The organism is Sinorhizobium fredii USDA 205 (genome assembly GCF_001461695.1).
GTDB lineage: Bacteria > Pseudomonadota > Alphaproteobacteria > Rhizobiales > Rhizobiaceae > Sinorhizobium > Sinorhizobium fredii.
Genome location: NZ_AUTC01000010.1, coordinates 1 through 12,283 on the forward strand (window position 1 = coordinate 1; position 12,283 = coordinate 12,283).

The window sequence follows — 12,283 nt, forward strand, 5'->3', positions numbered from 1 at the left end:
TCTCATCTTGATTGACGCTTCGTCTCATCTTGGTTGTCGCGCTGCACCGATACTCGCACGCGTGCTGAAAAGCTGCGGGTAAAATGTGGTTTTGCCGGCATTGAGTTCTCGATGGATTGACATCCGTGCCCGAGGGAAAGGGAGGCGTGTTGGAAAAGCTGAGCTTCGGGCGGGTCCGTGGGAACCATCATCGACTTCATCGCCCAGCCCAAGCCCGCCCGGATGCACACAGCGAAGTTTTCGAACAGTGAGACCGATTCGGTCTACGTCGAGCGAAACGGCTGCACGGAAGAGGGCCTAGCCATTGCGCTCTCCCAACCCTTGGCGCGTATCGCGTGGTGCCTTCCACCGCGTGATTGAGTTCCGTTACCCTCCCCCCGTGCGAAGTTGATCAACCTACAAGACCTCGACCGGACTGGGGAAAATCGCCGGCGAAAGCTAGGCAGAAGGGCCAGGGTCAGTCTATATCGGAAGTTGATCGAACGGACGGTCTCATCACTTCGCAACGGAGGATCGGACGGTGCCACGCCCGTTGCGCTAAACCTGGACATCACAGGATCCCGGGCGACTACATCAAAGACGCGCCCATGCGGCTCAACTTCTACGATCGGCTTCTGCGCGCCGTCTCCCGGTCAAATCGACGGCTTCACCAAGGAGTTCGAGGACGGTTTCGGCCACCTTCCCGAGGTCACGGCCCTATGGCGATTGACCAAGCTAAGATCGATGCGGTTGCATAAGATATCAACAATTGGATGGCGGCCCTCGCGCGATGGCTATCAGCTTTTACAAAAAGCCGACGCGCAAGATCGTCCGCGTGCTTTCTAGGCCCCATGCTCCAGTTCAGCGTGACGGTCATCTCGACTACGAAGATCGAGTGACAGCGTCATGAAGGGCGTAAAACTCTTCGAGGAAACGGCCATTAGGCAGGCGCGCAAACGCCGATAAGGCAACTGGCTCAATGCCCGAAGGTCTGACGGGAACCATACTCATCCGCTAATGTTCCTCATGGAGATGCTCGTTGAGATGGTTTTCCGTGCCTCCGCAGACGCTGAAGGCCGGAAATCCAGGCCAAACATATGTCAGGACACTGATTATGAATTCCTCAGGCACGATCGCCGTCGTCGATTGCATTGTCGTCGGCGGTGGGCCAGCAGGTCTCACAGCGGCGATTTATCTCGCACGCTACCACCTCTCCGTTGTCGCTTTCGACGACGACACCAGCCGGGCTGCGACGATCCCGGTGTCTCATAATCACGCCGGGTTTCCAGATGGCATAAGCGGTATTGATCTGCTGGCGAGGATGAGATCGCAAGCGCAGAACTATGGTGCCACGATAGCGCGCAATAAAATCACCGGGTTGAGAAAGCGTGACGGAGGCTTTGTAGCGACCTTCGATGGTGGCAGCATCCGCGCAAGGGCAGTCCTCCTGGCAACCGGCGTGGCGAACCGCAGACCGGCAATGCAGGATGCTTCTCACAATGATGCTGTGGCCCGCGGACTGCTCAGGTACTGCCCCATCTGTGACGGCTTCGAGATTACGGACAAAAGGGTAGGGGTTATCGGTACTGGCTCGAATGCGTTTCGTGAAGCTCTCTTTCTTAGGAGCTACACCAGCGATTTGACATTGGTCTCGGCCGAAGGCGCACATGCCCTTTCGGACGACGAGTCCGCGCAGTTGAGCGAGCATGGGATTGTGGTTGACCCAGGACCGATCACTTCCATCGAGCTTGAGGAAGACCAAATTACGATTACGATGCCGTCACGTTCACTGCACTTCTCGTCAGTCTATCCGGCACTCGGATCAGACATTCGTTCTGAACTGGCGGCGGCTATCGGCGCGCGGTTGACGTCGGACGGGTGTGTCGTCGTTGACAGCCACCAGAGAGCAACGGTGCCAGGCCTCTACGCCGCCGGAGATGTTGCGATCGGTCTTGATCAGATCAGCCATGCCATGGGGCAGGCGAGTGTTGCCGCGACGACGATCAGAAACGACCTCTGCGAACTTACGATGCTCATCCGTTGATAATGGACGTTCCCGAAGGGGCCCAGTTCCCGATCCGAGGTCGTGACGTTAAAATCGACGGAGATGGTGAACGATCACACTGCGCGCATGCGCTCCGGTGAAATCGGCGAGGTCACGTCTACCGCGCTCCCGCGACAGGTGGTCGGACATTTCGACGAACGGCAGCCGCCAAGCCGTAGAACATGGGTGGAGCAGCAATGTTCTCGTGCATCAGATTGAAAGCGGCCTGCACCAGCGGAAGGGGAAAGCACTCACCAATTTTGCGCGGACACTGCCTGCACCGCAATCCGATCTGGCCCGAGAATTAATCAAAGCCGCTTATTTTATCGAAGAACTCGTCATTGCGGTCCTGCCAAGTCGGGCGGGCTTCCGTGGCGCGCAACTGGCTCTCATACCTGCAGAAGGTGTTCCGAGCACGCGGAGCAACGGCTTCATTGAGGCGGCTTTAACCGGCCTCGCGGCGAGCGAGTTTGGGCTCGATATCCTAGGTCCGCCGCCGGCCTGAGTTGCTGAGGTCGCCCTGCTTGATCGCTGCGCTTGCCTACCTTGGGCCGCACGGCTCGGAGGTGCTATTCTGCAGGGCTGCGGGGCTGCGGAGCGAAGGCTGATGCGGGGCGGGGCATGATGCGCCAGCCATCCTATGTCACGCCTCGATCTCTCTGAGCCTGTCATGAAGCGCGTGTGAGGAACGAGTCCCGGATTGGTAAAGGCAAAAGATCCGGCTTGCGAGGTTCTCCGCGCGGGCGCCTCGCCGTGGCCAACCCCTGCGCATGAGTTCGTCGTCAAAGACCCGCCGTAGCTGCACCAGTTGAGCAGGATAAAGGGGGGTCGAGTGTTTGGGAATTGAAGATCAAGCACCGCGCTCTCCCTCACTGGGGCGAAAGCTTGACGATCTTCCGGCCATCGGCGCCCGTATCACTAGCCGATGATGAACCTAGTTTACGCCTATCTGCCGAAGCGCGAGTCATTAGATGCGGCCTACTAGGGTAGGCGGAATCCTCGCTAACGAAAAAACATCTGCCTAATAACTCGACTGAGGCCATTTAAGCGCTCGTGGCCTGAGGCCGACTGCCGCGGCCCTAGTGCGTCGCTTTACAAAGGAACGGAGCGGTGTCCTCTGCCCTCGAAGGATGCCTCTCTTCCTCGTCGCCGCGGCTTTGTCTCCCGTCTTACCCTTCCTTGCCATGTGGCGCCAGCGGTCTGGCTCGGCCATCATTTTTCCTCTAGTTTCTTGACCGCAACCTGTGCGACTCTCAACTATTCCCGAGCCTGTTCCGATGCCGAGGCGACACTTACAACCTCCAGCAAGGGCCGGCGATGTCTGCTCGGTTCACGAGCTGCGATCACAGACGGCGTTCGGTTGATACATCATGCAAGTTTCGAAGGAACGACAACAATTCCTCAGCAAGCCGAAGGCTCGTAAAGGTACGGCTGATTGGCAAGCCCTTTTTTTCTGGCTCGCGCCTGAACGAGACTTCTTCCGAGTGCTTTCACGCATTGTCTGCTCACCGACGCTCTCGGCCTGGCTTTCTGCGCCGTATGGCGAGCTTGTCCCGCTTCCGATATCCCCCGCGTCGGCAATGCGCCCCAACATACCGGTACGAGGTTTTGACCTCGCTTGCGTGGGCGTCATTTCTCCATCCTTCCAGACTTCTTTCGGATCTGTCAGATCCTTGCCGTCAGGGTTTACCTTCCCGCGTTCGTGATGAGATTTGTCTTTCGCCATGGCCAATTATCCTTCGGAGTCAGCGCGCGACATGAATGAGGCGAGTGGGCGCAAAAACTTCAACGTTCCAAAAAGGCCCCCTGTCTGCTGGAGCCAGCGCTCGGATTTCTGACCAACGAGAATGCGATGCGCTTCAGACGATAAATAAGGGACACATCAATTCGCGGCATGAAGGGGCTGGCCCGCGCACGAGGACATGTTTCTGATCGGGCCCATCTGCGGTTCACTGACAGGGCAAACAATCCGCGCGTCGCCCTGCGGCACCCAGGTCACAGCCGCCGGCGGCCGGGAAGCAGCCGGTCCACTATCACCGGATGGGCGACGCCAGATCGACCGCCGAACCACGCTGCGACTGCGCCCAATACGAGGGCGAGGAAAGCCACCAACGCGCCGGCTGAGACAGCCGATGCAGCGGCATCGGCGACTTCGATTGCCTCCTGCTTCGTTCGCTCAACCGCCTGGGTATATTGCTCCTCGATCTGGGTAACCTGTGTTCGCGCTTCTTCGACGGGAATGTTGCGCGCACTAGCCAGAGCCTGTGCGGCTTTCTCCCGCGCAGCCTCTGCCTCGCTTTCGTTACCCGTCACCAGAGCCCGGATCGAGGTGATTGCGGCGTTGTTGAGGGCTTCCGGATCGGTGCCAGTCGAACGAACCTGCCGGTCAATGGCGTCGAGCGGGTTTGCCTCCGCCATCATAGGCGCCGCCGTCTGCGCAATAGTCTGGCCGAGCCCTGCAACCGCGCTGGCAACGCCGCTGAATGCTCCCCCGACGATGCTCCCGACAGCGGTTGTCAAGAGGTAGAGAACGAGTAACGTGGTGAAAGCCCATGTTGTGAGGCCGTGTAGTGCTCCAGCCGTTTCATCAGTTTTTCCCGACATACGGGCGGCGATATAGCCCCCAGTGAATGCCGAAACGATCCCGGAAAGCAGATACCAGATGCCCGCGACGATCGAGAATGTGCTTGCCGCCGGGTTGTCGCCAGTCTGCGGATCAAGCGTAGCTACGCCGATCCCCACCCCCAGCATCGTCAGCAGGACCTGAACGACAAGAGCTACAACCACACCCGCGAATATCGCGCCCCATGACACTTTGTTGACGAGAATGGTGTGTGCGTTCTCGACTGCCATGATGTCCGTATGAACGGCCTCATCTCTGGCCGAAGGCCTTTCGGAGTAATCGCTCATGTTCCCGCTCCTATTTCAGGGGCCGATTTATCGACCGCCGCGGATGATTTTTTCCGCGATTCAAACTTCAGAGCAGAACAATCGTTCCCTAAGGTGAGAACCCTCAAAGGGCAGATGAACGGTCCGACTCGGGAAGGACCGCTGCAAGGATGCAATGGCTAGAGCATCAGGTGATCTGAGACCTTTGCCCACAAGACTTGTTCTGGTTTCCGAAACGTGAGTGAGCAGGTCCTGACGCCACTCCGCTGGCGTGACACATCTTGCAGCCCTCTCGCACTGATGCAGATCACGCATGGCGTCGCGGCAGGCGTTGAAGTTGTCGGGGATCGGTTGCGGCGGATATGCTCCTCGGAAACAAGATGCCCGCCCCGCGTTTCCTCATATGCGAAGGGAAACCATCCATTCCGATGCTCAGCGGCTTCAATTGCGATAGTATGGCTTCCGTGCGACGTTCATGCTTTGCGCGCGGGCCGTCGTCGCTTTGAGAGCGGTCGTGCATCCTTGAACAGGCGTGTCCATGACGAAGCAACGAAATACAGGAGATGACCATCCGGGACACGCCTCGGAAGGGAGAAGAAAGCGCGTCGACGAGACGGTCGATACCGATCCCAGTGCCGCCACGGCCATTACTGTCGTCGGCATCGGAGCCTCGGCAGGCGGCATCGAAGCGCTGGGCAGCTTCTTCGATGCAATGCCGACCAACAGCGGCTGCGCCTTCGTCGTCGTGCTGCATCTTGATCCGAAACGGGAAAGCGAGATGGCCCGCATCCTGAGCGGCCGAACCACGATGTCAGTGGCGCAGGTCGAGGACGGAATGGCGCTCGCCCCGACCATGTCTATGTCATCGCTCCTGACACGGATCTCAGATTGGTGGACGGCGGGTTGAAGGTGTCTCGACCGTCGGAACCTCGCGGTCAGCGGCATCCGGTCGATGTACTATTTGCCTCGATCGCGGCGGAACAGCGCGAGCGCTCGGTGGCTATCGTGCTCTCTGGCACGGGGAGCGACGGCACCGAGGGTTTGAAGGAGATAAGGGCAGAAGGCGGCATGAGCCTGGTGCAAGCGCCCGAGACTGCCAAGTTCGACGGAATGCCAAGGAGCGCGATTTTGGCGGGCCTTGCCGATCACGTGCTCGCTGCGGAAAAGATGCCAGAGACCCTGCTTGCCTATGTCCAACATGGCTACGTCTCCGCCCCTTCCGAGGTTGAGCCCACCTTCCCGAAGGGCGAAGTGACGATCGAACGGGTTCTGGAGGTCCTGCGCGCTCGCGGCGGACACGATTTTGGCAGCTACAAGCGCAACACGCTCAAGCGGCGCATCCATCGCCGCATGGGGCTCAGAAACACCGGGACGCTCGCCGACTACCTGAACGACTTGCGGATCAATCCGGAAGAGGTCGCCACACTGGTCGCCGATTTGATGATCAGTGTCACCGGATTCTTTCGCGACCCCGAGGCATGGAAGGCCCTGGCGGAGCTGGTGATCGCGCCTCTCGTTGCTGAGCGCGAGAGGGGCGCATCGGTTCGGGTCTGGGTTCCCGCCTGCGCCACCGGAGAGGAAGCCTATTCCGTTGCGATGCTGATAACCGAGCACGCCGAAGCCACCGAAAAACACTTCGACCTCAAGGTGTTCGCCACGGATGCGCAGGAGGACAATCTGCGCAAGGCACGCGACGGCATCTATCCGGCGGCCGCGCTAGCCGGCTGTCCGCCCGGACGGGTCAGGCGCTTTTTCGAAAAGCTCGACGGCTCCTATCAGGTCAGCAAGGAGCTCCGCGACATGGTGGTGTTCGCGCCGCAGAACCTGTTGCGTGATCCGCCGTTCTCGCGGCTGGACATCGTTTCGTGCCGCAATTTTCTGATTTATCTGGAGCCGGAGGCGCAGCAGCGCATTATCGCCCAGTGCCATTTCGCCCTGCGTCCGGATGGCCATCTGTTTCTTGGCAATGCCGAGACGATCGGGCGGCACGACGATCTCTTCGAAACGGTTTCAAAAAAATGGCGGATATACCGCCGGGTCGGGCCCACCCGACACGACCTGATCGATTATCGGCCGCCACGCGGATCGGTCGGGACGGGAGTAGCGGGCGAGCCGCCGCCTATGCGACCGGAAGCAGCCTCACCCGTAGCCGACATAGCGCGACGCGCCTTGCTGGAGCGCTACGCCCCTGCCTCGGTGCTGATCGACCACAAGGGCCGCGTCGTTTATTTCCACGGAACGACCCGCGACTATCTGGAGCAGCCGTCGGGCGAGCCGACCAGGGATCTGCTAACGATGGCCCGCGACGGACTGGCGCTAAAACTTCGCGGTGCAATACGCGAGGCCTCGAAAGGCGACAAAAGCGTCACCGTCCATGGCCGGGTGCATCGGAGCGGATCGTCGCTGGACGTCGCCATGACGGTGATGCCGCTTCCCGCCTCGCCGCAAGGCGGCAAACTCGCCCTCGTGAGCTTCGCGCCGGGAGCGCCGAGATCCAACCACCCAACCATACGCGAGGATGCAGCAGAAACGACCTCCGGCGTGCGCGCGCTGCAGGAGGAACTGGTTTCGATGCGCGCCGAGTTGCGCAATACCATCGAGCATCTGGAGACCGCCAACGAGGAGTTGAAGGCTTCGAACGAGGAAGCGACCTCGATGAACGAGGAGCTTCAGTCCACCAACGAGGAACTGGAAACCTCCAAGGAGGAGTTGCAGTCCTTCAACGAGGAGCTGAACACCGTCAACAGCCAGCTTCAGCACAAAATTGCGGAACTGGAACGGACCACCAATGATCTGAACAATCTGCTCGCCGGCTCGGATACGGCAACGCTGTTCCTGGACAGCAAGCTGGCGATCAACTGGTTCGCGCCAGCGACAAAGGAACTATTCGATCTGGTAACGTCCGATATCGGTAGGCCGATCGCCCACTTTGCGCGGAAATTCTTCGACGAGAATTTGCTGTCGGATGCCGAGACTGTACTCCAGAAACTCACGAACATCGAGGCCGAGGTTCTGAGCGACGCTGGGCGCTGGTATCTGCGGCGCATGCTTCCTTATCGCACGCGCGACAACCACATAGCGGGCGTCGTCATCACCTTCAGCGACATTACCGAGCGAAGGAACGCCGCCCAGGCGGTCGATGACGCGAGGATCTATGCCGAGGCCATCGTTGGGACGGTGCGGCAGCCCCTGGTCGTCCTCGACGCCAAACTGCGAGTCCAGTCTGCCAATCCGGCCTTCTATGATCTGTTGAGGGTTGCGGCTAAAGAAACCGAGGGCAGCCTGTTATATGACCTTGGCAACGGGCTGTTTGATATTCCTGCTGTGCGGACGCTTCTCGACGAAGTGCTGTCGAAGAACTATGAAGTCGCGGACTATGAGGTGGAGCATGAATTTCGTGACATCGGACGGCGCTGCATGCTGCTCAATGCACGCAAGCTCTCCCAGGGAGGCGGTCGAGACGAGCTGATCCTGCTCGCCATCGAGGACATAACCGAACGCAGGGAAGGCGACAACGCCGTTCGTGCCAGCGAGCAGCGTCTGAGGGATCTTATCGAGGCACTGCCGGGCGCAGTCTATACGACCGATGCGGAGGGCCGGATTACCTCTTGCAACCCCGCTGCAGCGGAGTTGTGGGGCCGTAATCCGGAACTGGGCACGGATGAATGGTGCGGCTCCTGGCGCATGTATCGACCAGACGGCACACCGTTGCCGCATGACGAATCTCCGATGGCGATCGCCCTGAAAGAGAACAGGCAGGTACAGGGTGCGGAAGCCGTTGCTGAACGGCCTGACGGCGTCCGGGTGCCGTTCCTCGCCTATCCCACCCCATTGCGCGATGCCTCGGGCAAGGTTATCGGGGCCGTCAACATGCTGGTTGACATCACCGAGCGAAAGCGGGCCGAAGCGCTTGCGGAACGTCTCGCCGCGATCGTCGAGTCCTCCGACGACGCGATCATCAGCAAAACCCTCGACGGCACCATAACGAGCTGGAACGATGGAGCGGAGCGATTGTTCGGCTATGGGTCTGACGAGATCATAGGCAATTCCATCATGACCTTGGTGCCTCCGGATCGCCGAGACGAGGAGATGGACATCCTCGACCGGATTCGCAGAGGCGAGCACATCCAGCACTACGAAACGCTCCGACAACGCAAGGATGGAAGTCTGGTCTGGGTCTCTTTGACCATATCTCCGCTGAAGGACGCCACAGGCAAGGCCGTCGGAGCGTCCAAGATCGCGCGGGACATTACAGAGCGCCAGCATGCCGACCAGCACCGTAAAACGCTGATGGACGAACTCAACCACCGCGTCAAGAACTCGATGGCCGTCATCCAGTCCATCGCTTCCCAGACGCTTGGGCACGCATCGACGCTGGACGAGGCGCGTGAGGCATTTGGCTCACGGCTGATCAACCTGGCGAAGGCGCATGATGTGCTAACGCGAGAAAGCTGGCAGAGCGCGAATCTGGTTGAAATTGTCTCCGATACGGTCAAGCCGCATGCAGGCGGAAAAAACCGCTTCCGGATCGAGGGTCCCGGCGTCCGGCTTTCCCCGAGCGCGGCGCTGGCGATCGCCATGGCCCTGCACGAGCTCAGCACCAATGCCGCGAAATATGGCGCACTCTCCAACGGAAACGGCCAGGTCGTGATCGTGTGGCAAATAGAAGGTGATGACGCAGGCCGCCGGCTCGTGCTGCACTGGCAAGAAAGCGGCGGGCCTCCCGTCGCCAAGCCGAAGGCCAAGGGTTTCGGTTCCCGCCTGATCGAGCGTGCCCTGGCATCGGAACTCGGAGGCGAAGTGCGCGTTGACTACCAGTCCTCCGGCCTCGAGTGCACGATCATCGCACCTCTGCCCGCTGGGCAAGAGCTGCTAGGAGGGCAGAGTGGTAAGACAGGAGGCAAGGCGGGTGCTGATCGTCGAGGATGAATTCCTCGTCGCCATGCTTCTTGAGGACCTTCTGTCAGAAATGGGACACCACGTTGTGGCATGCGTTGCTCGGGTCGATGAGGCGATGAAGTTCGTCGACAAAATAGATATCGATTTCGCGATTCTCGACATCAACCTGGACGGCGTAAAGTCGTTTCCCGTGGCCGAAGTTTTACGCAGACGCGGTATACCCTTCGTGTTCGCCACCGGCTACGGCAGCGAGGGCCTTGCGGCGGAGTTTCGCAACGAACTCGCTTTGCAAAAACCGTACGAACCCCTGGAACTGCAGCGGGCGATTGCCCAGGCATGCGCGCGGGCTGGCAGTTAATCGAATCCCGTCGTCTAGGCATCATTTTCCAACATGCCCCCAAACTCGTCGATTGGATGAAGAACGACAGTGACCTGGCGCCGTTGCATCGTGATCCGCGGTTCCAAGCGCTTCGAAACAGAGGGCTGAGGACGCCCCGGCCATACAGCGATTAAAGGAGTGCTAGGCTTTCGCTTCACGAGGAATCAGACCCATGGGCCCATCTGCTCTTGGCACGCGTCCAAGCCGCGAGAAAAGCGCGGCGGGAACTGACTTGGAACTGTGGACCCGCTCAATGGAGCGTGCGTGAACGTCGGTTCCGCACGATACATTATGCGATCTTTCGAGCGCAGAACGGGAACGCGCCCCTGCATTTACATTCAGCGCGTGATACGACCAGGAACATGGCACGCTATTGGACTATCCGCTTCGCCGCGATCGCGGCCGAAGCACGCCAGCTCGGGCATGAGGCCGTGATCCTCGATGGCGAGGGGTCGTGTTCGACGAGAAGGGGCGATCCGACTTCGGTGCGTTGCAGCGCGCGCTTGCTCACTCTTCGATGATGCCGTACGGCCCGTAGGCGGCGCGCCAAAGTGCGCCGTAACGCTTCTGCCGCCCCATTGCGATTTCGCCGTTGGCGTTAAACGTACCGCTTGCGATCTCCGCCTCGCGGAACTCGAAGCCTTCCGGCAGGACGATGCGCGCGCGATGGGGCGCGCCGGTCACAGGATTCCTGATCGGCTCGAGTTCGAGTTCGAGATGGCCGTCTATGCGGAAGCCGCCGGTGCGTTTCTCGATGTCGCTGTGAAACTCGATCGGGGCGAAGATTGGCTCGAGCTCTTCGGCGATGGTGGAGCCATAAATATTGAAGACGGTCGTCGGCTCCTGTTCCTTGCCGCCGAGGATGGTGAACAGGGCATCGATCTGCGCCTGGTTCGCATTGGCATCGAAGAACCCGCGTACGACGCCGCCGCCCTGATGCACGGGACCAGGCCAGCGATAGACGGCGGCGACCTTCAGCCCATCGAGCCGCAGGTCGCCGAACCATCCCTCTTCGATGAGCATGCATTCGAGGCCTTCGCACAGGCCCTCGGTCGGCTTGCCGTTGAATTCGCACGGGCAGCCGTAATCGCAACTGCACGATGCGATCTTGGGGCCCTTGATCGCCCAATCAACATAGGCCATGGCAACACCCCCGACTTTTCCCGTAGAGGCGGAATGTATCAGATACTGCTTCGACCGGCCAGCAGCGCCGTGGCTGTCCAGCGGATCGCTGAAGCCCTTGCAAGCCACCGGACTGTTGCCCGATGGGGTTGGCACCGCTAACTCGAAGTTCCATCAGGCTTCTTACCACCTTCGTCCCTACGAAGAAAAAGCAGCCCACACGGTACGACATTAGGCACCTGTCGAAGAACGAATACAGTATCAATCTCCGACATTCCCGATGATTTGCAACTTCAGATCTTGTCAGTGATTGAACGGATGTCTGGCGGAAGCAATGGCGTCGGAGACGCGCACTGCCTCGGGGTCATCAGAGAGAAGCGCAATGATCGCGCAGGCATCGACGAACATCAGGCATCGTCCCACATGTCGTCGAATGCTTCACGGGGGAGAGGCTTGCGGGCGTCGTCGCTCATCTCGATCCCATGCTTTGCCCGCAGGCGCGCAGCTGTCTGCAATGGCGTCTCCGCGCGATTGCGACGCTCGATCGCCTCCCGCATGGCGATGACAATGGCGTCGGTAATGCCGACGCCGGCCATTTCGGCGAACTTGCGCGTCAGCGCGTCCGCCTCCGGATTATTTATGTTGATCGGCATAAGCCGTCTCCATGTAGATAAATCTCGAAGGTAATGTAGATCATTGGCTTAGTCCGCGCCCGCGGCTCTATCCCCGCCCCCAAGCGCCGTTTCGATTATGCGATTCTCAAAGCACCAGAGCGAGAGCACCGGCCATCAACGAAATCACCTTCGTGGTCAACGCCCGCAGGATGAGTTTCGAGCAAGGAACGCTCTCCAGCCGTTGAAGGCGACACGAGGCCAATGGGGCACAGCCGCCTCCTAGCGTATCCTTGTAAGGCGATTTTTTGGAGCTACCTGCGGAACTCGCGCCTCACCGAGTTGTCTCAACGCCAGCGG

The 12,283-nt window shown here is 59.8% G+C and carries 8 protein-coding genes and 1 pseudogene; 5 read left to right on the top strand and 4 right to left on the bottom strand.

From position 1 onward, the window contains the following. Positions 1 to 1,093 precede the first annotated feature (1,093 nt). Both N181_RS02470 and N181_RS34405 read left to right on the top strand, forming a co-directional pair. Entirely contained in the window at positions 1,094 to 2,023 is a 930-nt protein-coding gene (locus N181_RS02470) for an NAD(P)/FAD-dependent oxidoreductase (protein ID WP_037402435.1), read from the top strand. A 205-nt stretch (positions 2,024 to 2,228) separates the two neighbouring features. Beyond that, entirely contained in the window at positions 2,229 to 2,528 is a 300-nt protein-coding gene (locus N181_RS34405; RefSeq protein ID WP_037436549.1) for a hypothetical protein, read from the top strand. Positions 2,529 to 3,353: 825 nt separating this feature from the next. On the opposite strand, the gene N181_RS32800 is transcribed toward N181_RS34405, so the two are convergent. Together N181_RS32800 and N181_RS02480 are read right to left on the bottom strand one after the other, a co-directional pair. Then, entirely contained in the window at positions 3,354 to 3,749 is a 396-nt protein-coding gene (locus N181_RS32800; RefSeq protein ID WP_141322333.1) for a hypothetical protein, read from the bottom strand. A 269-nt stretch (positions 3,750 to 4,018) separates the two neighbouring features. Then, positions 4,019 to 4,933: a hypothetical protein gene (locus N181_RS02480; protein ID WP_037402439.1), complete on the bottom strand. Its 915-nt coding sequence runs from the start codon at positions 4,931 to 4,933 to the stop codon at positions 4,019 to 4,021. A 691-nt stretch (positions 4,934 to 5,624) separates the two neighbouring features. Here N181_RS02480 and N181_RS35295 point away from each other — a divergent pair. The 3 genes and pseudogenes from N181_RS35295 to N181_RS02495 all read left to right on the top strand — a co-directional run. Continuing rightward, a pseudogene (locus tag N181_RS35295) lies at positions 5,625 to 6,925 on the top strand (CheR family methyltransferase); the annotation flags it as partial. 108 nt (positions 6,926 to 7,033) lie between these two features. Beyond that, entirely contained in the window at positions 7,034 to 9,841 is a 2,808-nt protein-coding gene (locus tag N181_RS35300; protein ID WP_337739256.1) for a PAS domain S-box protein, read from the top strand. Further along, complete coding sequence (locus tag N181_RS02495; RefSeq protein ID WP_234885996.1) at positions 9,822 to 10,169, top strand: response regulator; 348 nt, start codon at positions 9,822 to 9,824, stop codon at positions 10,167 to 10,169. The genes N181_RS35300 and N181_RS02495 overlap by 20 nt, the downstream gene beginning before the upstream one ends. Before the next feature lie 528 nt (positions 10,170 to 10,697). Here the strand turns inward: N181_RS02495 and N181_RS02500 are convergent. Continuing rightward, positions 10,698 to 11,333: a DUF1326 domain-containing protein gene (locus tag N181_RS02500; RefSeq protein WP_037402443.1), complete on the bottom strand. Its 636-nt coding sequence runs from the start codon at positions 11,331 to 11,333 to the stop codon at positions 10,698 to 10,700. A 386-nt stretch (positions 11,334 to 11,719) separates the two neighbouring features. Continuing rightward, positions 11,720 to 11,965: a type II toxin-antitoxin system VapB family antitoxin gene (locus tag N181_RS02505; protein WP_037436548.1), complete on the bottom strand. Its 246-nt coding sequence runs from the start codon at positions 11,963 to 11,965 to the stop codon at positions 11,720 to 11,722. Positions 11,966 to 12,283 lie beyond the last annotated feature (318 nt).